The 21,913-nt window shown below is 34.0% G+C and carries 24 protein-coding genes; 16 read left to right on the top strand and 8 right to left on the bottom strand.

Going from position 1 to position 21,913, the window contains the following annotated elements; genetic code table 11:
* Nucleotides 1-129: 129 nt before the first annotated feature.
* From LNP04_RS17170 to LNP04_RS17200, 7 genes are all read left to right on the top strand, one after another.
* On the top strand, nucleotides 130-405 hold the full coding sequence (locus tag LNP04_RS17170; RefSeq protein ID WP_229984109.1) for a hypothetical protein: 276 nt from the start codon (nucleotides 130-132) through the stop codon (nucleotides 403-405).
* Between the two features lie 87 nt (nucleotides 406-492).
* Nucleotides 493-1,218 carry a GLPGLI family protein gene (locus tag LNP04_RS17175; protein WP_229984110.1) on the top strand — a complete coding sequence of 242 codons (726 nt, stop codon included), beginning with the start codon at nucleotides 493-495 and terminating at the stop codon, nucleotides 1,216-1,218.
* Nucleotides 1,206-1,994, top strand: a complete 789-nt coding sequence (locus tag LNP04_RS17180; RefSeq protein ID WP_229984111.1) for a GLPGLI family protein — start codon at nucleotides 1,206-1,208, stop codon at nucleotides 1,992-1,994. Before LNP04_RS17175 ends, LNP04_RS17180 begins: the two co-directional genes overlap by 13 nt.
* 121 nt (nucleotides 1,995-2,115) lie before the next feature.
* Complete coding sequence (locus LNP04_RS17185) at nucleotides 2,116-3,087, top strand: polyprenyl synthetase family protein (protein WP_229984112.1); 972 nt, start codon at nucleotides 2,116-2,118, stop codon at nucleotides 3,085-3,087.
* Between the two features lie 95 nt (nucleotides 3,088-3,182).
* A complete protein-coding gene (locus tag LNP04_RS17190) occupies nucleotides 3,183-4,133 on the top strand; it encodes a GSCFA domain-containing protein (RefSeq protein WP_229984113.1) in 951 nt (316 codons plus the stop codon).
* 5 nt (nucleotides 4,134-4,138) lie between these two features.
* Nucleotides 4,139-4,666 (top strand): DUF4269 domain-containing protein, encoded by a 528-nt coding sequence (locus tag LNP04_RS17195; protein WP_229984114.1) that lies wholly within the window; start codon nucleotides 4,139-4,141, stop codon nucleotides 4,664-4,666.
* Nucleotides 4,667-4,671: 5 nt separating this feature from the next.
* On the top strand, nucleotides 4,672-5,433 hold the full coding sequence (locus LNP04_RS17200; protein WP_229984115.1) for a TatD family hydrolase: 762 nt from the start codon (nucleotides 4,672-4,674) through the stop codon (nucleotides 5,431-5,433).
* A gap of 55 nt (nucleotides 5,434-5,488) precedes the next feature.
* Here LNP04_RS17200 and LNP04_RS17205 read toward each other — a convergent pair whose 3' ends face one another.
* From LNP04_RS17205 to LNP04_RS17240, 8 genes are all read right to left on the bottom strand, one after another.
* The gene (locus LNP04_RS17205; RefSeq protein WP_229984116.1) at nucleotides 5,489-6,757 is read right to left on the bottom strand and encodes a DEAD/DEAH box helicase; all 1,269 of its coding nucleotides are present in this window, start codon (nucleotides 6,755-6,757) and stop codon (nucleotides 5,489-5,491) included.
* Nucleotides 6,758-6,919: 162 nt separating this feature from the next.
* Complete coding sequence (locus tag LNP04_RS17210) at nucleotides 6,920-7,408, bottom strand: DUF6438 domain-containing protein (protein WP_229984117.1); 489 nt, start codon at nucleotides 7,406-7,408, stop codon at nucleotides 6,920-6,922.
* Nucleotides 7,409-7,521: 113 nt separating this feature from the next.
* Complete coding sequence (obgE, locus tag LNP04_RS17215; protein WP_229984118.1) at nucleotides 7,522-8,505, bottom strand: GTPase ObgE; 984 nt, start codon at nucleotides 8,503-8,505, stop codon at nucleotides 7,522-7,524.
* A gap of 79 nt (nucleotides 8,506-8,584) precedes the next feature.
* Nucleotides 8,585-9,163, bottom strand: a complete 579-nt coding sequence (locus LNP04_RS17220) for an adenylate kinase (protein ID WP_229984119.1) — start codon at nucleotides 9,161-9,163, stop codon at nucleotides 8,585-8,587.
* A 123-nt stretch (nucleotides 9,164-9,286) separates the two neighbouring features.
* Nucleotides 9,287-9,841, bottom strand: a complete 555-nt coding sequence (gene hpt / locus LNP04_RS17225) for a hypoxanthine phosphoribosyltransferase (RefSeq protein ID WP_229984120.1) — start codon at nucleotides 9,839-9,841, stop codon at nucleotides 9,287-9,289.
* A 220-nt stretch (nucleotides 9,842-10,061) separates the two neighbouring features.
* A complete protein-coding gene (locus LNP04_RS17230; protein WP_229984121.1) occupies nucleotides 10,062-10,361 on the bottom strand; it encodes a type II toxin-antitoxin system RelE/ParE family toxin in 300 nt (99 codons plus the stop codon).
* A gap of 1 nt (nucleotide 10,362) precedes the next feature.
* Nucleotides 10,363-10,611 (bottom strand): type II toxin-antitoxin system ParD family antitoxin, encoded by a 249-nt coding sequence (locus LNP04_RS17235; protein ID WP_229984122.1) that lies wholly within the window; start codon nucleotides 10,609-10,611, stop codon nucleotides 10,363-10,365.
* A gap of 61 nt (nucleotides 10,612-10,672) precedes the next feature.
* Entirely contained in the window at nucleotides 10,673-11,620 is a 948-nt protein-coding gene (locus tag LNP04_RS17240) for a restriction endonuclease (protein WP_229984123.1), read from the bottom strand.
* Between the two features lie 160 nt (nucleotides 11,621-11,780).
* On the opposite strand from LNP04_RS17240, the gene LNP04_RS17245 reads away from it, so the two are divergent.
* From LNP04_RS17245 to LNP04_RS17285, 9 genes are all read left to right on the top strand, one after another.
* Nucleotides 11,781-13,067, top strand: coding sequence for an adenylosuccinate synthase (locus LNP04_RS17245; protein ID WP_229984124.1), 1,287 nt, complete (start codon nucleotides 11,781-11,783; stop codon nucleotides 13,065-13,067).
* Between the two features lie 623 nt (nucleotides 13,068-13,690).
* Nucleotides 13,691-14,518: an energy transducer TonB gene (locus LNP04_RS17250; RefSeq protein WP_229984125.1), complete on the top strand. Its 828-nt coding sequence runs from the start codon at nucleotides 13,691-13,693 to the stop codon at nucleotides 14,516-14,518.
* Between the two features lie 166 nt (nucleotides 14,519-14,684).
* Entirely contained in the window at nucleotides 14,685-15,458 is a 774-nt protein-coding gene (locus tag LNP04_RS17255) for a ParA family protein (RefSeq protein ID WP_129536434.1), read from the top strand.
* Between the two features lie 65 nt (nucleotides 15,459-15,523).
* Nucleotides 15,524-16,414 carry a ParB/RepB/Spo0J family partition protein gene (locus tag LNP04_RS17260; RefSeq protein ID WP_129536435.1) on the top strand — a complete coding sequence of 297 codons (891 nt, stop codon included), beginning with the start codon at nucleotides 15,524-15,526 and terminating at the stop codon, nucleotides 16,412-16,414.
* Nucleotides 16,415-17,050 carry a DUF5683 domain-containing protein gene (locus tag LNP04_RS17265; RefSeq protein WP_229984126.1) on the top strand — a complete coding sequence of 212 codons (636 nt, stop codon included), beginning with the start codon at nucleotides 16,415-16,417 and terminating at the stop codon, nucleotides 17,048-17,050.
* A gap of 12 nt (nucleotides 17,051-17,062) precedes the next feature.
* Nucleotides 17,063-17,764 (top strand): 4-hydroxy-tetrahydrodipicolinate reductase, encoded by a 702-nt coding sequence (gene dapB, locus LNP04_RS17270; protein ID WP_229984127.1) that lies wholly within the window; start codon nucleotides 17,063-17,065, stop codon nucleotides 17,762-17,764.
* Nucleotides 17,765-17,871: 107 nt separating this feature from the next.
* Nucleotides 17,872-19,518, top strand: coding sequence for a signal peptidase I (lepB, locus tag LNP04_RS17275; RefSeq protein WP_229984128.1), 1,647 nt, complete (start codon nucleotides 17,872-17,874; stop codon nucleotides 19,516-19,518).
* Between the two features lie 66 nt (nucleotides 19,519-19,584).
* The gene (locus LNP04_RS17280; protein ID WP_229984129.1) at nucleotides 19,585-20,193 is read left to right on the top strand and encodes a WbqC family protein; all 609 of its coding nucleotides are present in this window, start codon (nucleotides 19,585-19,587) and stop codon (nucleotides 20,191-20,193) included.
* A 10-nt stretch (nucleotides 20,194-20,203) separates the two neighbouring features.
* On the top strand, nucleotides 20,204-21,880 hold the full coding sequence (locus LNP04_RS17285; RefSeq protein WP_229984130.1) for a S8 family serine peptidase: 1,677 nt from the start codon (nucleotides 20,204-20,206) through the stop codon (nucleotides 21,878-21,880).
* Nucleotides 21,881-21,913 lie beyond the last annotated feature (33 nt).

A 21,913-nucleotide genomic window follows, 5' to 3' on the forward strand; every position in this document is an offset into this window, starting at 1 on the left:
AAATAAAATGATTTATTATTCCATTTGGAATTGTGGAATTATTTTTAATTCTTCATTTTTTGGCAAAAGTTTTCGCGAAATGCTTTTAGTGTCAAGAAAATATTTATAAATTTCAAAATTCAAATTAGAATGAAAAAATTATTATTAGTAGCAGCATTTGGAGCTGCTGGTTTAGTGAGTGCTTCTCAAGAAAACATTAAAAAAGTTGACGTGAGTTTTAGTTCAAAAACAGAAATAGTGGGTGGTTTTTGTACTATTACAATATACAGAAATAATGCTGATGGAAGCCAAAGTGTAGTTAGACAATTGACTAGCTACGAGTCTTCTGAAGAAGCTTGTCAAGGTAGGGCTGCTAGTATTGCCGGGCAACTCGCAATTGGGATAAGTCCATCGAATGTTAATTAAATAAATTCTAGCCATGATTGAGTTTTCAATCATGGCTTTTGAAAAAAATATATTTAGTTTTGTCTTTACCACTTTATAATTTTAAATATGAAAAAATACTTTTTATTCTTTGGCTATTTACTATCATTATGTTTGCATTCTCAAACTGTAAAAGTAGATTATATATTTACAGTAAATATTTATAAACCTTTTGATTTTCCAGCAACTTTGTATGCGAATTATAAAGGAGAGAAAATGTTTTCTGTAAAATATGGAATTGAGGAGGATGAGCCTTCTGTGGGTGCAAGTGGAGTATCTTTTACTTCAAAAGAAAAGTATGATTATTTGCTGTATTATTCTGAAAAGGGTGAGGGATTAATAAGTGATAATATTAATGAAAAAAACTATGTTTTAAAAGATAAAATACCGAAAATTGATTGGGAAATTTTAAAAGAATTCAAAGAAATCAATAAGGTGAAACTTACAAAAGCAATTGGGAGCTTTCGTGGGAGAGAATATGTAATTTGGTTTGATAGTACTGCTATTGTAAAAACGGGACCATGGAAATTTAATAATTTGCCTGGAATGATTTATGAGGCATATGATAGCTCTGGAAATTACAAATGGGTGATGAAAAATATTGATAAAACTAATGAAACTTTAACAAATCCATTTAATGATTTTAAAGGTGAGTTTCTTCAATATACAAACTATCCAAAACTGAAGTATGGTCTTTCACCTGAATTAGAAGCTGATCTAAAAAAGAATCCATATAATACTATTACAGAGCAAAAGAGAACAGGGTTAGAAATAAAATTTGAATGGGAAAAATAATTGTCACTTTCTTCAGTTTGTTATTGTTTTTATTATCGGATTTCTTTTTTTCACAGGGAATAAAAGCCTCTTATGAAATTACTTATAAACCAGACAGTACTTCTATAAATAAAATAAAAGAAACTTATATTTTAAAATTAAACGGAACAGAAAAAAAATCTATTTTCCATTCTAAAAATTATGGAATTGATTCATTTAATAAGTCGATATTTAAAAATCTCAAAAAAAATGAATTTGCTAAATACCAAATTATTTTATACCAAACTTACAAATCAGATTATAATTTTGACACTAAATGGGTCTTGTCTCGAGAAAAAAAAGAAATATTAGGGTATCAATGCAATAGTGCGCAAATTAGTGTAGGAGGCAGAAGGTGGCTTGCATGGTATTCTTCAGATCTTCCATTTCAAGATGGACCATATATATTTTATGGCTTACCAGGTTTAATTATGGAAATTTATTCTGAAGACGGAGATTACAGGTTTCAAATCCAATCCTTAGAAAAATTTTCTGAGAAAATTACATCTCCAAAAGGTTTTCCATTAGGTAATAAGGAACAAGAACTAAATTTTAAAATGGATATAATCAAAGATCCTTCAGCACAATACCGTCAAAACATAATGCAGCTAAAAAATTCGCAGATGGGAATAAGTGTATCATATAATGGAAAAGAAAGCACAGATAAAGATATTGTAGAAAGCATTAATAATACTTTTTTTGATTGGATGAAAAAACATAATAATCCGATAGAAAAAGGAGATATTTGGATTAAATAGGAACCTATATTTCATCTTTTTTTAAATTATTCACATATCACAAAACTTTGTCTTAGCAGGTGAAGTTTTTTGTTTTGAAACCCCTCGAAAAATCGTATTTTTGTTCAAATTAAAATCTTTTATGGAATTCTTAGACACCTACCAACAGATTGTTGCTGATGCCATTACTAAATATACTTTCAAAGATAAACCCGCAGAATTGTACGAACCGATGAATTATATCATCTCGCACGGTGGTAAGCGCCTTCGCCCGATTATGGTATTGATGGCTTGTGATTTGTTCGGAGGTGATATGAAACAGGCAATAAAGCCCGCATTGGCGATTGAGTTTTTCCATAATTTCACCTTGATTCATGATGATATTATGGATGAAGCACCACTAAGAAGAAATAAACCAACCATCCATACTTTACACGGAATCAACGTCGGTATTCTTTCAGGAGACGGATTGATGTTGAAAGCGTATAAGTTCTTCGAAGATCTTGAGCCTGAAATTTTCAAAGCATGTATCAGAATTTTCACCCATACAGGTTTGCTTTTATGCGAAGGTCAGCAATATGATATCAATTTCGAAACTCAGGGAAATGTAACTTTTGATGACTATATCAGAATGATTACCTATAAAACAGGAGTTTTAAGTGCGTCGTCATTTGAGATTGGTGCGTTGATTGCGAAAGCTCAGTTCAAAGATGCAAAAGCCATTTTCAACTTCGGAAAACACATCGGAATTGCCTTCCAGATTATGGATGATTATCTGGATGTTTTCGGTGATCAGGCACAGTTTGGTAAGAAACACGCAGGTGATATTTACGAAAATAAAAAAACCGTTCTTTATCTTTTAGCCAAAGAACACGGTACAGAAGAAGAGAAAAAAGAATTAGATTACTGGTATTCTAAAAAGACCGATAATATCGATAAAGTCTACGGTGTTGAGAAGATTTTCAGAAGAACAAAAGTAGACGAGAAAGCATTACGTCTGATCGAAAAACATAACGAAATCGGTCAAAGTTATCTTGCGAAAATCGACATTGCAGAAGACAAGAAAAAACCGTTTGCTGAATTGGCAAACTACCTTTTAAGAAGAGAGAGCTAATTTGAAAATGAGTCAATTTGATAATTTGAAAATGAAAAACAGAATCAATAATAATTTTCAAATTGGCATATTATCAAATTTTCAAATTGATTAAAATGAAATTCCGGACTGAAGTAAACCTTACAGAATCTTATAAAAAGATTGAAATTGAAGATAAAATATTTTCGATAGGATCGTGTTTTGCTTCTGAAATGTTTGACTTGTTTCAGCAAGGTCAGTTACAATCCGTGAACAATCCATTTGGAACGTTGTTTAATCCTTTTTCAATTAATAATTCGATTAAAAGGCTTCATGATTCTGAGTTTTACCATGAAGAAGAGTTAATTGTTTTTAATGATGAATTTATTTCATTAGATCATCATTCAAGTTTTGATACGAGGTTTATCCATCAGACTTTAGAGAAAATCAATTCAAAAATTGTTGTTGGAAATCAGTTTCTTCAGGATTCAAATTGGGTAATTATCACATATGGAACTTCATTCATCTATGAATTTGAACCTAAAAAAAAGCTGGTTGCGAACTGTCATAAAATTCCACAGAAGTTTTTTGAAAAAAGGTTGCTGACACGTCAGGAACTTACAGATTCTATTTACGACACCATTCTGAATTTAAAAGATATTTGCAAAGATGATCTTCAGATTTTGTTTACCGTTTCGCCTGTTCGTCATACAAAAGACGGAATGATAGAAAATCAGTTGAGCAAATCAAAATTGATTACGGGCATTCATGAAGTGATTTCAGAAATCGAAAATTGTCATTATCTTCCTGTTTACGAGATTTTGATGGATGATCTTCGAGATTACCGTTTTTACAAAGATGATATGATTCACCCCAATTCTCAGGCGGTCAATTATGTTTTTGAGAAATTTGGAAATGCTTATTTTTCAGACGAAACCAAAGATTTTATTAAAGAAAATTTTAAAATTAATAAAGCTTTAGAACACAGATCTGATGATGAAAAAGATCCGAAGTTTATAGAATTTCGGGAAAAGCTGAATCAAAGGATTGAAAACCAGAGAAAGAAAACCAAACACAAAATATTCTGATTCGAGTGATTGACTTTACGAAAATTGATTATCTGAAAGACGGAAATGAAAGACAGAAAAGAGCTTTTGAAGTTCTTACAAAGTACAAAGTGTTTGAAAAGCTTTCTAATTTTTCTCCGATTTTAGCGGGAACGATTCCAATTGGAATTGACATTGATGGAAGCGATTTAGATATTATTTGCGAGGTTGATCTAAGATTTGAAGAAGTTTTTTTAGATGAAATAATGTTCAGCAAATTAGTTACTGTTGAGAATAGGGCGACCGTTGAAAACATTATTTTAAATGACGAAAAATGTATCGTTATCAATTTTATGCTGGAAGAGTTTCCCATTGAAATTTTTGGACAAAACAAACCAGCAACTCAACAAAACGCATATCTGCACATGATTGCAGAACACAAAATATTACAGGAACAAGGAGACGATTTTAAACAAAAAATAATAGAATTAAAGAAAAAAGGATTCAAAACTGAACCTGCCTTCGGAATGTTGCTGAATTTAGAAAATCCTTACGAAGATCTATTAAAATTTTAAAAATAATGATTGATACACATACCCATTTATATTCGGAAGAGTTTGATGAAGACAGAAAAGAGGCTATTCAGAGAGCTTTAGATAAAGGAATTACTGAGTTTTATCTTCCTGCCATCGATTCAGAATGTCATGAAAAAATGCTTCAACTGGAAAGTGATTATCCGAATCAGATTTTTTCAATGATGGGATTGCATCCGTGTTACGTAAAACCTGAATCTTGGGAAAGTGAATTGGAAATTGTAAAGAAATATTTGGATGAAAGAAGTTTTCCGGCAATCGGAGAAATCGGGATTGATTTGTATTGGGATAAATCCACTTTGGACGTTCAGATAAAAGCTTTTGAACAACAAATTGATTGGGCGATTGAAAAAGATCTGCCAATTGTGATTCATACCAGAGAAAGTTTTGATGAAACTTTTGAAGTTTTAGAAAGAAAAAGACACCCAAAATTAAGAGGGATTTTTCATTGCTTTTCCGGAAATCTTGAACAGGCAAAACACGCCATAGATTTAAATTTCATATTAGGAATCGGAGGAGTAGTGACTTTCAAAAACGGAAAGATCGATCAGTTTTTAAAAGAAATTCCTTTAGATAAAATCGTTTTGGAAACAGATTCTCCTTATTTGGCACCAGTTCCATTTAGAGGAAAAAGAAATGAAAGTTCTTATCTTGATTTGGTTGCCGGAAAATTGGTGGATATTTATAATAAAGATTTTGCTGAGATTGACAGAATTACGAGTGAGAATGCGAGAAATATGTTTAAATAATTTATTTAAACTAAATCCGAAAAAATAAAGCCTTCCAATGTGGAAGGCTTTAATTTTATTTCTTTCTAGAAAAATTACTCTTATTTTTCGGCTTTTTACTGTGATCCGATTTTTGTTGCTGACCACCACCAGCCGGTCTTGGTCTTGGTGTAAAAGGCTTGTTGTTAGAATCTCTTTTCTCAACTACTAGATTATCGGTATGAAAAGGATGATTTTTCTCAACCGGAATTTTCATACCAATCAATTTCTCAGTATCCTTTAGGTTTAATAAATCTAAACCATCTACGAAAGAGATTGATGATCCTTCAGAACCTGCACGGCCTGTTCTACCAATTCTGTGAACGTAAGTTTCTGCAACATCTGAAAGTTCGTAGTTTACAACATATTTCAGTTCGTCAATATCAATTCCTCTTGCGGCGATGTCTGTTGCTACCAAAACACGCGTTCTTCCTCCTTTAAAATTATTTAAAGCATTCTGTCTTGCATTTTGAGATTTGTTTCCGTGTATTGCTTCGGCAGAGATATTTGCAGACTGTAATTTTCTTGCAATTTTATCAGCTCCATGTTTCGTTCTGGAGAATACCAAAACAGATCCTTGGATGTCGTTTTGCAGAATATGCGTCAACAATTCTAATTTATTGTCTTTATCAACAAAATAAACCGCTTGTTTGATTGTTTCAGCTGTAGAAGAAATCGGAGTTACAGAAACTTTAATCGGAGTATTCAAAATAGAATCTGCCAATTTCTGAATTTCTGTAGGCATGGTTGCTGAGAAGAATAGTGTTTGTCTTTTTTGAGGTAAAAGTTTAATGATTCTTTTCACATCGTGTACAAAACCCATATCCAACATTCTGTCGGCTTCGTCTAATACAAAGATTTCAAGATTTTTCAAACTGATAATTCCCTGAGCGATAAAATCTAGTAGTCTTCCTGGAGTCGCCACCAAAATGTCAACACCTCTTCTCAAAGCTGTTTCCTGACTTCCTTGTTTTACACCACCGAAAACTACTAATTTTCTTAAAGGTAAATTTTTTCCGTATGCATCGAAGCTTTCCTCGATCTGTATCGCTAATTCTCTGGTTGGAGTAAGAATTAATGCTTTAATATGATTGTTCTTAGGACCTTTTCTTTCGGTAAGGTTTTGTAAGATAGGGATAGCAAATGCTGCTGTTTTTCCGGTTCCTGTCTGTGCAGTTCCCAGTACATCTCTGTGTTCTAAAATTGAAGGAATTGCTTGTTCCTGAATAGGGGTAGGTTTTTCATAACCTTGCTTTTGAAGCGCATCTAAGATGGGCTTGATAATGTTTAAGTCTGTAAATAACAAAATTGTATTGTGTATTAAAATAGTGCGGGTGAAGCAGTATACTTCATCATTTTTAGCAGATCTGCTAAAAACTTTTAACAGAATTTTGAGTAAAAAATTACTTTACTGGCTGAGAATGCCGCGAAATATACTGCAAAGATAGACTAAATTAATTGAAAGCTGTTATTTTACTTTCGTCCACTGCTGACTTTGCTTTAAATCCTCAAAAATCTGGTAGACTTTCATGAGTTTTTCAGAACCTCTTTTACCATAATCTTCTGTGTTTTTTGAGGTTCCGTCTGCTAGTTTAATTCTTAAATAAGAAGTTGGCATATCGCTCACATTACGGCTGCCATATTTATCCTGAAGACTTTTTACATCCAGATCATTTAATGAAGTTACCAATTTATTATAATCAGCCTCTTTGATGGTTGTGGTGAAGGTTCCTTCTCTTGGTTTTGAAAATTCGTCTTTTGAAGTACCTTTAGAAAAATTAAAATGTTCTGCCTCCAGAACTGCAGTTCGGTCAGCCTGAATCGTCATTTTGTAAATCGGGCAAAATCCGAAACACGCTCCGGCTTCATATTCTATCGTTGAATATTTTGACTGACTTTTTTGAGTGCTGCATGAGAATAATAATACTGCAGCAAATAGACTTAATAAATATTTCATTGTTTTTAAATTTGTGTGGAGTCTCTCAATAAGTGTTCCAAAGAGTGAATATTTATATTAACAAAAAAGGATAAACAATAATGCTTATCCTTTTATATATTTTGAATTAAATTTTATCCGTGTAGCTGTTTCCAGATGGCATCTTTCAATTCCATCAGGCCTTCTCCGGTAACACCTGAGAAGAATAATGGTTTTCTATGTTCCGGAAATTCTGCTGAAATTTCTTTTTTCAGTTCATCGTCCAAAAGGTCTGCTTTTGAAACTGAAATAACGAAATCTTTATCTAATAATTCAGGATTATATTCTTTCAATTCGTTCTCCAGAATTTTAAATTCCTGAAAATGATGTTCAGAATCTGCAGGAATCAAAAACAATAAAATTGAATTTCTTTCAATATGTCTAAGAAATCTATGTCCTAAACCTTTTCCTTCCGCAGCTCCTTCAATAATTCCCGGAATATCTGCCATTACAAAAGACTTGTAATTTCTGTATTCTACAATTCCTAAATTAGGAGTTAAAGTAGTAAACGCATAGTTAGCAATTTTAGGTCTTGCCGCCGAAACGGAAGCTAAAAGCGTAGATTTTCCTGCATTTGGGAAACCTACCAAACCAACATCAGCTAAGATTTTAAGTTCGAAAACGATGTAACCTTCCTGTCCGTCCATTCCAGGTTGTGCGTAACGAGGAGTCTGGTGGGTTGATGATTTGAAATGTTCATTTCCTTTTCCACCTTTTCCACCTTCCATAAGGATGATTTCCTGACCGTGCTCTAAGATTTCACCTACAATTTCGCCATCTTCATTTTTGGCAATCGTTCCTATGGGAACTTCGATGTAAGTATCTTCTCCGTATGCTCCGGTTAACTGGTTTTTCGCTCCGTTTTGTCCACGTTCTGCTTTCACATGACGCGTGTAACGAAGTGGAAGTAAAGTCCATTCCTGTGAATTCCCTTTCATGATGACGTGACCGCCACGACCACCGTCTCCACCATCAGGACCACCTTTGGGAATATATTTTTCACGGCGAAGATGGGCAGAACCTGCGCCACCATGACCGCTTTTACAATGAATCTTTACGTAATCTACAAAATTTGACATTTCTTACAATTTGAGTTATGAGTTATGAATTATGAGAATGAATCGTATGAATTAATAACTCATCACTCACAACTTTAAACTATTTTATTTTTTCTACTTCAGCAAAAAGCTTTTCAGAAATCTCATTGATTTCGCCAACGCCGTTGATCTCTACATATTTTCCTTGTTGTTTGTAAAGCTCAGCAACTTCTGCTGTTTTTGCGTAGTATTCTTTAATTCTATTTTCTATAATTTCTACATTGCTGTCATCGGTTCTTCCGCTTGTTTCACCTCTTTTAAGCAATCTTTCTACTAAAATTGAATCTTCAACGATCAGTGAAAGACAAACATCGATGTCGTCATTCAACTCATCTTTTACGATTTTTTCTAAAGCTTCTGTTTGTACAGCTGTTCTTGGATATCCGTCAAAAATAAATCCTGCAGCATCAGTCGGCTTTCTTAGTTCGTCAATCAGCATATCAATCGTTACCTGATCCGGAACCAATTCGCCTTTATCAATGTAAGATTTTGCCAGTTTTCCAAGTTCGGTATCATTTTTCATGTTGAATCTGAAAAGATCACCTGTTGAGATTTGTTTTAAATTAAATTTCTCGATCAGATTTTGAGCTTGAGTCCCTTTTCCACTTCCTGGAGGGCCGAACAGAACAATGTTTATCATAATGTTGAAGTGCTTTTGGCAATTGGCGGTTGGCTTTTTACCTTTAGCTATATTTAGTTATTATTAAATTTATTTCTCTTTAATTTTTTAGCTAAAAGCAATCAGCAAATAGCTAAAAGCTGTTTAATGGTTGATCGTTCCTTCTTCCAACTGATACAAATTCGGAAGGTTTCTTCCTAATTCATCGTAGTCAAGACCGTAACCCAAAACAAATTTGTTTGGAATTTCTTTCCCGATGTAATCTAGCTTGAAATCTTTCTTATAAACTTCAGGTTTCAACAAGAATGAAGCGATTTTTACAGACTTCGGACGTTGTGTTTCGTTGAAATATTTAAATAAACTTTCCACGGTATTTCCTGTGTCCACAATATCTTCTACCAAGATAATGTGACGGTCTTTTACGTCTTTCGTTAATTCCATTTTGTGGTAAACAATCCCCGTAGATTCTGTTCCTGCGTAAGAACTCATCTGGATAAATGCAATCTCACATTCACCCGGATAATGCTTCAAAAGGTCTGAGAAAAACATGATCACTCCGTTCAAAACACCAATGAAAACAGGAACTTCATCCTTATAATCTTCATAAATCTTCAGAGCGGTAGCTTTTACGATCTCCTGAATTTCGGCGTCCTCTAAATAAGGAACAAAAGTTTTGTCGTGAACTTGAATACTTTCCATAAAATTTTTAGTAGGCGGCAAAGTTACGGATTTTTGATGAAAGTTTTTTGTGAGGTCTGTCAGGTTTACAAAACTTGTTTCTCAAAAGAAATTGCTAAAATATTTACCCATTAAAAATTCCCCTCCTCTGGAGGGGTGGCGAAAATTTCAAAGAAATTTTTGACGGGGTGGTTTTATGAGTTAAAAATTTAAAAGATTATCAAGCAGATTAATACACTTTTTATTCATCCAATCTTGATGATATATCCATTTGCTGATGAAGAATCCTGATTATTTCAATTTCTTCATTTTTAATGTTAATTCTATAAAATATAAAATGTGATTTTACTCTTGATCTGAAATATCCTTTTCTGATTTTACTGTAATCTTTAACTGATTTTGGATTTTTAGATAAGTATTCAATTTCATTCATAATCAAATCAAAATAATAATCTGCTTGTTTTTTTGACCAAATTTCAAATGTGTACAACCAAATTTTTTCTAAATCAATTAATGCTTCTTTGCTGATTCTATATTTCATTTTATTCAGCTGAATGTTTTTGATGAAGATTTTTTAAGAATTTTACACGATCGAAATCTTCTACAAATCCAGATTTTTCACCTTTTTTTAATTCGCTAATTAATTCAGCCTTTTTAGATTCTTCATGCTCAAACATTCTTAAAGCTGTTCTCACCACTTCACTGGCGGAAGAAAATTTCCCGGATTTAATCTGTTGACTGATAAAATTGTCAAAATAATCGCCTAATAGTATAGATGTGTTTTTTGCCATTGTTTTAATTTTAAATCAAAGATACCAATTATTGGTATTATATTTAAGATGAATGTGGAAATTATATAGTTTCGAAAAATAAAATTTCTGATAATTCGTTATTATCTTCCCATATACCAGATTTCTTTTTAATGTAAGTTTTACATAATGAAATTATTTTATCTTCTTGTCCAAATCTTATTTTTTGTCTTTCAATTTCTGTAATGCTTTCAATTGCATTTTCGGTGTAGCCATACGTAGATAAGAACAACCCAGCATCTCGCTTTTCTTTAGTGATGATTTTAAGAAAATCTTTTATCATTTTTTCTCCTACTTTCTGTTTTGATCTCCAATGTTTAATTTCAACAATAAAAGATTTGTTATTTATTATTGATTGACACTCCAAAATAATATCCTTACCACCGTCTTTTGAAGATGGAGTTAACTTTGTTTTGAAGCCTATTCCCTCAAAAATTTCTGCCATTACTCTTTCCAAGTCTCTCCATTCTATTTCATCAAGCGTTCTAGGATTTTTACTTATTAATTCAATTATTTTTTTACTTGCGGTAGTAATTATTTTAATGACTTCTGACTCATCATAATTAGCTTCAATTTTAGATACCCAACTTTTTAAAGAATTGATATCCATTAATTCTATTGCAACTGGGTCAATTTGTTCAGCAATTTCAAAAGCATTTTTTGTAAATGATGAACTTGATAATAGTATGACCTTATCAAAACTGCTAATAATTGCACTACCAATAAGAGATCGAACTTCCTTCGATCCTACTAAGCTTTTATAATGTTTATATTCTATTCCAAGTTTTTCATCGCCTCTAATTCCAACAAAGTCAACACCATTATAATCTCTTCTTTGATCGTTATGCAGTATTTCATAACCTTGAGAACTTAAAAGAGGTTTTAAGATATTGATTAATGCATTTTCCGCCTCTATAGGAGTATAGATAGATTTTTTTTCTTCAAAGTCTATGATGTCAGATATGATTTTTTCTTTAATATTATTTTGCATATTAAAATATTATTTCAAATGTAATGAATATCTATATCTTTGAAAAAGAGTTTTATTTTAATCCATATTTTCAACACCACCCAAAAATAAAATTCCCCTCAAATTTGCCCACCCAATTTTTTAAAAGTAATTTTGTACGAATCTAAAATAAAAGTAAAATATGTCAACTTACGTAGTTGTAGGTCTTCAGTATGGAGATGAAGGTAAAGGAAAGATCACTGATGTTTTATCGGCAAAATCTGATTACGTTGTACGTTTCCAAGGCGGAGACAACGCTGGTCACACGGTTTATGTGGGTGAGGAGAAATTTGTTTTGCACCTTCTTCCTTCAGGAGTTTTGCAGTGTAAAGGGAAATGTATCATTGCCAATGGAGTAGTGGTAAATCCTAAGTCTTTCATTAAAGAGGTGGGTCAGATTGAAAGCAAAGGCTTGAGAACAGACCACATTTTTATCAGCAGAAGAGCGCATGTTATCATGCCTTACCACATTCTTTTGGATACTTACCGTGAGGAAGAGCACGGAGGAACTCAGATCGGAACCACCAAAAAAGGAATCGGACCTTGCTATGAAGATAAAATTGCAAGAATCGGTATCAGAATGGTAGATCTTTTGAATCCTGAGATTTTAAGAGATAAAATTGAGAAAAACTTAAAAGTTAAAAACTCACTTTTCGAAAAATATTACGGAAAACCGACTTTAGATGTTGAAGAAATCTACAACGAATATTTAGAAATCGGAAAACAGCTTCAGGAAAGAATCGTTGATACTGAATTGGAGCTTAATGAAGCGATCAGAGACGGTAAAAACGTATTGTTCGAAGGAGCTCAGGCTTTGATGCTTGATATCGACTTCGGAACATATCCTTACGTTACTTCATCTTCTCCGTCAACTGGAGGAGTTTGTACAGGAGCAGGTGTTCCGCCAACTTCATTGAAAAATCTGATCGGTGTTGCGAAAGCATATTGTACAAGAGTCGGAAACGGACCTTTCCCTTCTGAATTGGACAATGAGCTAGGAGAAAGCATCAGACAGATCGGTGGTGAGTTCGGAGCGACTACAGGTAGACCAAGAAGAACAGGTTGGTTAGACCTAGTTTCTTTGAAGCACGCTTGTATGATCAACGGAATCAATAATTTAGTGATTACGAAACTAGACGTTCTTACAGGAATTGAAAACCTGAAAATCGTTACCCATTACAAAACTGAAGATGGAAAAATCATCGATTATTTCACTTCTTCAACAGAAAAATTATACAACTACGAGCCAATCTACCAAGATTTACCGGGTTGGAAAGAAGATCTTACCAAAGTAAGAAGCTACGACGAACTTCCGGATACTGCTCAGAAATATATCGAGTTTATCGAAAAGTATTTAGGAATCAATGTTTACTTAGTTTCTGTAGGGCCAGAAAGAAGCCAGAACATTATCAGAAAAGAATTATTCTAAGAAGAAAATAATTTTCATATAAAATCAAAAGAGACTGTCAACCGATAGTCTCTTTTCTGTTTCATTAAAGAAGCATGAATAATAAAAAAATATTCTTAATCTTGTAAATTTCCAGCCCTATCTTCCATCTTCCTTTCTTTTGAAGCTTTTTCCCGCTGGTAATTTACACTGAGCGAAGTCGAAGTGCTATATCTTTTTTGTTTTTCCCAATGCTAATTTCCCTCACAAAAAAAAACAAAAAAGGATGCCGTTCCCATCGGGGCTAGGATTTTAGTCATAATTTCAATGTTTCGTTATTCAAGATAATTTTTTTGTACGGATGTGTAAGAAATTTTCCTCCCTTTAAAGTAGAGGTAGATAAAATTTCTTTTTGAAAAAACTCGAATGTCAAGAAATTCAATGTATCATGACTTATACAATTCATCATCAATAAGTTCCGAATATATGCTTCCTCAAAATCCTATTCAATAAATAGTTAATTTTATAATTCATCACACATTTTAACAAAATGATTCTGTTTTGATAAATTTTTGGCAAATATTTTGATATTGTTTCAATAATTAATTCAAAGAATATAGAAAACTAATAATCGCAATATATTAACAATTTTAATTTTTATCGTGATGAAACACCTACTAGAAAATCAGGAATTTCGATTGAATGAAATCCTATTTGAAAACCGTAACAAACAATACGGTGCTTATGTTTTAAGAAATGAATCAGACAGAATTTTAACGAAATCACTTTTTATAGGGGTGAGTCTTCTGGCGGCAATGTCTATTACGCCCATGATTATTTCGGCGTTTAAAACTACCGAAATTATTTCAGATACTGGAATTTCTGATCTTCCGCCGATGATAATCCCTGATGATCCAACTGTAAAGCCACCAGTTGCTCCAACGCAACCTGCTTCAGCTCCGGTAAAAACTTTCGATGACAGAATTCCTGAGCCGACAGCAAATCCTACTAACGAGCAAGTTGTAGAAAAGATTGATGGCGCAGTAGCAGGTGTGAAAAATAATCCGGATGGGGTAGTTGCACCACCGGATGTTTATGTGCCTACAACTCCAACAATCGGAACAGGACCAGTGATTAATCACGTGCAACCACCAAAAGTTGAAGTTCCGAAAGATCCAATGGATATCGAAGTTGCTGCTGTACCGGCGGATTTTGAAGGTGGTATAGATTCTTTTAGAAATAAAGTAATAAATAAATTTGATACTTCAGCATTTGAAGAGCAAAACAGCGTAGCCACTGTGGTTACATTCATTGTAGAGACAAACGGAACTATTTCAGATATCAAAACCAACGGAAAAGATGCATCTTTCAATGCAGAAGCAATAAGAAGCATCAAAGCTGTAAAAGGAAAATGGATTCCGGGTAAAAATAAAAAAGGGGAAGCGGTAAGAAGCTACTTTAAGTTTCCCATTTCCATGAAGTTCGATAATTAAGATTATTCAAAACAAATCTTTTCACTTATCCACAAAATACTATTTTTTGTGGATAATTTTTTTTATGTCTAAAATCCTTATTAACAATATTTTAACTCAACTTTCGTTTTAGTCGTTCCTTGAAAGCAGAGAAAAAAGTGTATTTTTGAAACTTAAAGTTCAAGCAATGGCAAAAATCATAGGTATCGCTAATCAAAAAGGGGGTGTAGGAAAAACTACAACCGCTGTTAATTTAGCCGCAGCATTAGGGGTATTAGAAAAGAAAATATTAATCATCGATGCAGATCCGCAGGCTAATGCGACTTCTGGTCTTGGGGTAGAAGAGGTTCAGTATTCTACATATAACCTTTTGGAACACAGTGTTGAGACGAGAAACTGTATCCAGAGAACGACGACTCCCAATTTAGATATTGTACCTTCTCATATCGATTTGGTTGCCGCAGAAATTGAATTGGTAGACAAAGATAACCGTGAGTACATGCTGAAAAAAGCTTTAGCAACGGTAAGAGATGATTACGATTATATCATCATCGATTGTGCACCAAGTTTAGGTTTGATTACGGTCAACGCATTGACAGCGGCAGATTCTGTAATTATCCCGATTCAATGTGAGTACTTTGCTTTGGAAGGTTTGGGTAAACTTTTGAATACCATTAAGAACGTTCAGAAAATTCATAATAAAGATTTAGATATCGAAGGATTGCTTTTGACGATGTATGACAGCCGTTTAAGATTGTCAAATCAGGTCGTAGAAGAAGTACACGCTCACTTCCCGGAAATGGTTTTTGAAACCATCATCAGCAGAAATGTGAGATTGAGCGAAGCACCAAGTTTCGGTGAAAGTATCTTAAACTACGATGCAGAAAGCAAAGGAGCGATTCAATATCTTCAGTTAGCAGAAGAGGTTCTGTTGAAAAACGAAAATTTAGTAAAGAATTAAATAAAAGTTAAAAGCTGTAACACTGAGCTGGTCGAAGTGCAAAAGCAAATAGCCATATGCAAAATATGAAAGACAAGAAAAGAGCGATGGGACGTGGTTTGGGTGCTATTTTGAGTGCTGAATCAAAGGCTACGGTAAATTCTGCAACGGATGAAGGAGCAGAAAACTTTGTAGGAAATATCATGGAAGTTTCCATTGAAGATATTTATCCTAATCCCACGCAGCCAAGAACTTATTTTGACGAAAAAGCATTAAATGAGCTTGCACAGTCTATCAAAAATCTTGGAGTAATTCAGCCGATTACTTTAAGAAAAGACGGTGAAAAGTTTGAAATCATATCAGGAGAAAGACGTTTCAGAGCGAGTAAAATTGCGGGCTTAACATCTGTTCCAGCCTATATTCGTTTGGTGAATGATCAGGAGCTTTTAGAAATGGCTCTTGTTGAAAATATTCAGCGTGAAGATCTTGATTCAATCGAAATTGCTTTGACCTACCAAAGGTTGATGGAAGAAATCGGGATGACTCAGGAAAATCTAAGCCAAAGAGTAGGAAAAGACAGAAGTACGATTACCAACTCGATTAGATTGTTAAGACTAAATCCGGATATTCAAAACGCCATCAGAAGCGGTGAAATCTCTGCGGGACATGGTAGAGCGATCATCAGTCTTGAAAATGAAGAGCATCAGCAGGCGTTATTTGAATTAATTATCAAAGAAAAACTGAATGTTCGTCAAACTGAGCAGGCAGCAATCGCTTTTAAAAATCCAAAATCTCCGGCCGCTAAAAAAGCAAAAGTGGAACTTTCTAATAATTATAAGAGAGCACAAAAAACAATTGCAGATATTCTTGAGGTAAAAGTTGAAATCAAAACAGTCGGAACCGGTAAGAAAGGGAAAATTGTTTTAGATTTTAAAAATGAAGATGAGCTGGAATATATTTTATCTCATATTAAATAGATGAAAAAAATCTTTTTCACACTTTTTTTATGTTTATCTGTGATTACTTTTTCACAGGTTACCCGAAACGATACAATCCGTCTGGAAACTGTTCCAATGGACAGTGTTTCTGTAAAAGAAACTCCCAAAACATCGGTTGTTGAAAGCATAGAAAAAGCAAATGCTCCGGCGAAAGTAATCGTTAAAAAACTTAATCCTACAAAAGCAGGTTTGTATTCTGCAGTTTTGCCGGGATTGGGACAGTTTTACAATAAAAAATACTGGAAAATCCCCGTCGTTTGGGGAGCAGTTGGTGTAGGAGCAGGAATCGCAATCTGGAATCAAAACCGATATTTAGAATACAGAGAATATTACATCGCAAAGCTCAACGGAACTCCCAATGAATTTGTTGACAGTAATCCAAGGTTAGATAAAATTGCTTTGGCGAATGCTCAGGACAGATCAAAGAGACAGAGAGATTATGCCATTGCGATTACCGGACTTATTTATATTTTAAACATCGTTGACGCTGTTGTGGATGCGCATTTGTATGAAGGTCGTAAAGATCCGGATTTGACGTTTACTCCGGCAATTATTTATGATGAGTTCGGAAACAATCCGCCAAAAACAGGATTGAGTTTAAATTTCAAGTTTTAAAACTTTTTAGATATGAAAATAGCACTAGTTGGATATGGGAAAATGGGCAAAATCATTGACGAAATTGCCACAAAAAGAGGACATGAAGTTGTCGCCCGCTTAAAAGAAACTCCAACTGCTGAAAATTTAAATAATCCTGATGTTGTTATTGAATTTTCTTTACCTGAAGTAGCTTTTGATAACATTAAAGCTTGTCTGGAAAATAAAGTTCCTGTAATCTGCGGAACAACAGGCTGGCTGGAAAGAAAATCTGAGATAGAAAATTTAGCCATAGAAAACGGAACCGCATTTTTGTATGGTTCTAATTTCAGTTTAGGGGTGAATTTATTTTTTGCTTTAAACGAGAAGTTGGCAGATTTAATGAAAAGCGTCGACGAATATTCTTGCCAGTTGGAAGAAATTCATCACATTCACAAATTAGATGCACCAAGCGGAACTGCAATTTCTTTAGCTGAAGGAATTTTTAAAAATAATTCAAAATATGATGCGTGGAAGCTTGAAGAAACTCAGGATAAGCAATTGGGAATTTTTGCCATCCGTGAAGATGAGGTTCCGGGTACGCACAGTGTGTTCTACAGAAGCGAAGTGGATGAAATTGAAATAAAACACACCGCATTCAACAGAAACGGTTTTGCGTTAGGCGCTGTCGTTGCTGCAGAATGGATTAAAGATAAAAAAGGAAATTTCACTATGAAAGACGTTTTGGGACTTTAATTTTGTAACAAAATCGCAATTTTACAAACTAATTATAGAGATTTGTGTAATCATTAATTATCTTACACATTATCATTACTTATATTACAGATTAGGCACAAAAATTTATGAATTATTTTTTAACGTACACAGTTTATGTTCTCATTTTATCAGTATTGATGGGGATTTCCACTTGGAAGCTGTTCAAGAAAATGGGGTATAGTCCTTTATTGGCATTTGTACCTTTCTACAATTATTTCATTATATTAAAAGAAACAAAACATCCGAAATGGTGGGCGATTTTATCTTATTTGCCAATCGTGGGACCGATTATGATGTCTGTTTTCCATATTTATTTAATGAAAAAATTTGGAAAAAATCTTGTTCAGCATCAGGTTCTGACGATTATTTTGCCTTTTATCTACATGGCGACTGTCAATTATTCTAAAGATGTAGAGCTGGAAGACGAAAATGATTTATACCTTACAGATGAGGAGAAAGCATCTAAGAAAAAAGATACATTTATAGGATCTATCACTTTTGCAGTGGTATTTGCTACCATTATTCACGTGTTTTTCACCCAGCCTTTTGGGATTCCAACGGGTTCAATGGAGCGTACACTTTTGGTAGGAGATTTTCTATTTGTAAATAAATGGAGCTACGGTTACAGATTGCCGATGCGTCCTTTAGCAATCCCATTCTTACAAGGAACTATTCTCGATACAGGCGAAAAAGGTAACCCGAAAGACGATCCAAAATCTTATGTGGAAGCTGTGAAATTGCCTTACGAAAGAATTTTCCAATTCAGCAAACCTCAGAAAACGGATATTGTAGTTTTTAATTATCCAAGAGATTCTGTACACGTTTCGCTTGACCGTGCCGATCCTTATGTGAAAAGATGTGTCGCTGTTGCAGGTGATACTTTTGAAATGCGTGACGGCAAAATGTTTATCAATGGTAAACCTGAGATATTTCTTGGCGATCAGGAAGTTCAGCACAGATATATTGTCAATACAGGAAGTCAGCTTGATATTCCAGGTTTGTATAAAATTTTCGGATTTTTACCTGTTCAGGAAGGTCAAAACCAACAAGGTGGATTTGTATATTATTTTCAGGGTCTGACTAAAAAGATGGCTGGTGAAATTAAGAAACTTCCGCAAGTGATTGATATGCAGGAACACATTCAGCCAAAAGGTGAATCTGCAGTTGCTTATCGTGATGAGACCAAAATGAAAATTGATACCACCAATTCAATCTTCCCAATCAACAGCGGATGGAACCAGGATCAATATGGTCCTCTTAAGATTCCTAAAAAAGGTGATGTTGTAGCCATCAATGACAAAACTTTACCGGAATATCAGTGGATCATCAAAAACTACGAGCACAATACTTTAGAAAATAAAAACGGTAAAATTTTTATTAACGGAAAAGAAACTAATCAGTATACGATTCAACAAGACTACTACATGATGGTTGGGGATAACAGAGACGCGTCATTAGATGCAAGGTTCTTTGGTTTTGTTCCGGAAGAGAATATCGTTGGGAAACCAATGTTTACATGGATGAGTGTGGAAGGAGCTTTCAAAGATTCACAGTCTTCTTACCAAGCTGACGGAATGAGAGTTCGTTGGGACAGAATGTTTAAAGCAACCAATACTGGTGAAGCTAACAAAACTTCATACTGGTGGATTGCCGCTCTGATTCTTGTACTTTTCTTTGGATGGGAGTATATTGTAAAACTTTTCGGAAAGAAAAAAACAGAAGACGAATTATAACTAAATTTGTAAACTAAAATAAAATGAAGTATTTGAAAAAGTACTTCATTTTTATATATAATGATAATGAAGAACGTATTATTACCGGTATTTTATCTACCGCCTATCTCATGGTTTTCAGTTTTTTTAGATCCTGAAAATGAAGTGACCTTTGAGCAGTACGAAAGCTTTCCAAAACAGACGTACAGAAACAGAACCAATATCTATGGGGCAAACGGTAAGCTATCCCTTGTTATTCCCATCAATCATACAGGAAAAAGAGAAATGAAGGATACTGAAATTTCTTACAGAGAAGATTGGTTGAAGATTCATTGGAAATCGATCAAAAATGTTTACCAAGGTTCGGCTTACTTTGAATATTATGAAGACAAATTTGAAGTTCTTTATGAGAAGAAAGAAAAATTCTTGCTAGATTTTAATTTAAAAAGTATTGACATTATCCAGAAAATACTAAAGACAGAAAAGGCACAATCTTTGAATGAAGAATATATCAAAAATCCGTCTGAGATTAATTTTCGTGAAAAATTTTCTACGAAAGTTGAAACAGAATTTGAGATGGAAGAATATTATCAAACTTTCACAGATAAATATGGTTTTTTAAAAGATTTATCAATTTTAGATCTTATATGTAATAAAGGGCCAGAATCTGTGACTTATCTTAAAAATATTAAATAATTCTAGTAAAATGAAGAAAATAGTATTGGCTGCTGTCTTTTTAGCAGGTTTTAGTTTCGCAAATGCACAAGGAGCAAAAGCTATGGCTGTTGATCCAAAAGAAGATAAAGATTTAATGACTTGGTATCATAAAGATTTTGCCACTTCAAAAGTATATGGTGTAAATACCGAAAACGCTTATAAATATCTTGAATCTAAAGGTCTTAAACCTAAAACAGTTGTTGTAGGTGTCTTAGACAGCGGTGTTCAGGTTGATCATCCTGGATTAGTGAAAAATATTTGGTCAAACCCAAATGAAGTTCCGAATAACGGTAAAGATGATGACGGAAACGGATATATTGACGACGTTCACGGTTGGAATTTCATCGGAGGCAAAAACGGAGATATTGGGGTTGATAATATGGAAGTAACGAGAGTTGTTGCTAAATACAAGCCGGTCTTCGAAGGCGATGATTCTACAAAAAACAAAGCAAATCAAGCAAAGATGCCAGAAGAGTTTGCTATGTATATGAAGTCGAAAGAACTTTTTACTAAAAAAAGTGTTGATGCAAGACAATCATTCCAACAAGCAAGCATGGTTAACGATGCAATTCCGGAAATGGTTAAAATGCTGAACGGAAAACCATTGACGAAAGAAAACCTCGCATCTATAAAACCCACTGAGCAAAAACAGGCAATTGGTCTTCAAGTTCTAAATAACTTAGCACAGAGTCCTGAATTTGCAGGAAAATCTCCTGCAGAAGTAGAGAAAATGTTAAAAGAGGAGGTTAAAGGTGCAATGGATCACTTTGGTCCTATGGCTCAGCAGTATGATCTTTCATTTGATCCGAGAGCAGAAATTGTAGGTGATAACTACGATGACTACTCTGAAAAAAATTACGGAAATAACCACTATCAAGGTCTGGACGCCGAACACGGAACTCACGTATCAGGGATTATTGCAGGTTTGCCACAAGGTAAAGAAGTGCAATATGGTGTAGCTTCAAAAGTAGCTAAAATCATGGTTGTAAGAACAGTTCCTAATGGGGATGAGAGAGATAAAGACGTTGCCAATGCCATCAGATATGCAGTTGATAATGGTGCTAAAGTTTTGAATATGAGCTTTGGTAAACCGGTTTCTCCGGGTAAAAATGTGGTTTGGGATGCATTTAAATATGCTGATGATAAAGGAGTTCTCTTGGTGAAAGCTGCTGGGAATGAAAACGAAGATGTTGCTGAGCAGTTAGCATATCCTACCAACTTTAAAAATGTGACTGACGCAGCTCCTTTTGTAGATAATGTTTTAGTTGTGGGTGCAAGTACCAATAGAAACAATGAGTTGAGAGCAGGTTTCTCAAATTATAATAAAAATATGGTCAATGTATTTGCTCCGGGTGAAGAGATCTATTCTACAGTTCCAAATAATGAATACAGTTATCAGCAAGGAACTTCAATGGCTTCTCCTGTGGTTGCTGGTGCTGCGGCTGTATTATTGGCTTATATGCCAAACCTAAAACCTGCGCAGATCATCGAGGCTTTAGTTAAAACAAGTAACATAAGCACAGAAAACGAGTTTGGGCAAAAATCTCAGGCTGGTGGTGTGATTGATGTGAAAAAAGCAGCAGAATATGCTTTTACTAATTTCTATAACGGAAAATCATCTTCAGTGAAAAAACCTGCAAAAGCTAAAAAAGCGGTAAGAAAATAATAATCAAATACTTATTTGAAGATCATATCAAAA

Origin of the sequence: Chryseobacterium sp. C-71, assembly GCF_020911865.1 — a bacterium.
Lineage (GTDB): Bacteria > Bacteroidota > Bacteroidia > Flavobacteriales > Weeksellaceae > Chryseobacterium.

Bases quoted from the DNA above. Each gene is read 5' to 3' on its own strand.
- LNP04_RS17250 (WP_229984125.1), top strand. From the start codon at position 13,691: ATGAAACACCTACTAGAAAATCAGGAATTTCGATTGAATGAAATCCTA.
- LNP04_RS17255 (WP_129536434.1), top strand. From the start codon at position 14,685: ATGGCAAAAATCATAGGTATCGCTAATCAAAAAGGGGGTGTAGGAAAA.
- LNP04_RS17175 (WP_229984110.1), top strand. From the start codon at position 493: ATGAAAAAATACTTTTTATTCTTTGGCTATTTACTATCATTATGTTTG.
- obgE (WP_229984118.1), bottom strand. From the start codon at position 8,505: ATGTCAAATTTTGTAGATTACGTAAAGATTCATTGTAAAAGCGGTCAT.
- LNP04_RS17170 (WP_229984109.1), top strand. From the start codon at position 130: ATGAAAAAATTATTATTAGTAGCAGCATTTGGAGCTGCTGGTTTAGTG.
- LNP04_RS17245 (WP_229984124.1), top strand. From the start codon at position 11,781: ATGTCAACTTACGTAGTTGTAGGTCTTCAGTATGGAGATGAAGGTAAA.
- dapB (WP_229984127.1), top strand. From the start codon at position 17,063: ATGAAAATAGCACTAGTTGGATATGGGAAAATGGGCAAAATCATTGAC.
- LNP04_RS17185 (WP_229984112.1), top strand. From the start codon at position 2,116: ATGGAATTCTTAGACACCTACCAACAGATTGTTGCTGATGCCATTACT.
- LNP04_RS17265 (WP_229984126.1), top strand. From the start codon at position 16,415: ATGAAAAAAATCTTTTTCACACTTTTTTTATGTTTATCTGTGATTACT.
- hpt (WP_229984120.1), bottom strand. From the start codon at position 9,841: ATGGAAAGTATTCAAGTTCACGACAAAACTTTTGTTCCTTATTTAGAG.
- LNP04_RS17240 (WP_229984123.1), bottom strand. From the start codon at position 11,620: ATGCAAAATAATATTAAAGAAAAAATCATATCTGACATCATAGACTTT.
- LNP04_RS17260 (WP_129536435.1), top strand. From the start codon at position 15,524: ATGAAAGACAAGAAAAGAGCGATGGGACGTGGTTTGGGTGCTATTTTG.
- LNP04_RS17200 (WP_229984115.1), top strand. From the start codon at position 4,672: ATGATTGATACACATACCCATTTATATTCGGAAGAGTTTGATGAAGAC.
- LNP04_RS17230 (WP_229984121.1), bottom strand. From the start codon at position 10,361: ATGAAATATAGAATCAGCAAAGAAGCATTAATTGATTTAGAAAAAATT.
- LNP04_RS17180 (WP_229984111.1), top strand. From the start codon at position 1,206: ATGGGAAAAATAATTGTCACTTTCTTCAGTTTGTTATTGTTTTTATTA.
- LNP04_RS17220 (WP_229984119.1), bottom strand. From the start codon at position 9,163: ATGATAAACATTGTTCTGTTCGGCCCTCCAGGAAGTGGAAAAGGGACT.
- LNP04_RS17235 (WP_229984122.1), bottom strand. From the start codon at position 10,611: ATGGCAAAAAACACATCTATACTATTAGGCGATTATTTTGACAATTTT.
- LNP04_RS17280 (WP_229984129.1), top strand. From the start codon at position 19,585: ATGAAGAACGTATTATTACCGGTATTTTATCTACCGCCTATCTCATGG.
- LNP04_RS17285 (WP_229984130.1), top strand. From the start codon at position 20,204: ATGAAGAAAATAGTATTGGCTGCTGTCTTTTTAGCAGGTTTTAGTTTC.
- LNP04_RS17190 (WP_229984113.1), top strand. From the start codon at position 3,183: ATGAAATTCCGGACTGAAGTAAACCTTACAGAATCTTATAAAAAGATT.
- LNP04_RS17210 (WP_229984117.1), bottom strand. From the start codon at position 7,408: ATGAAATATTTATTAAGTCTATTTGCTGCAGTATTATTATTCTCATGC.
- lepB (WP_229984128.1), top strand. From the start codon at position 17,872: ATGAATTATTTTTTAACGTACACAGTTTATGTTCTCATTTTATCAGTA.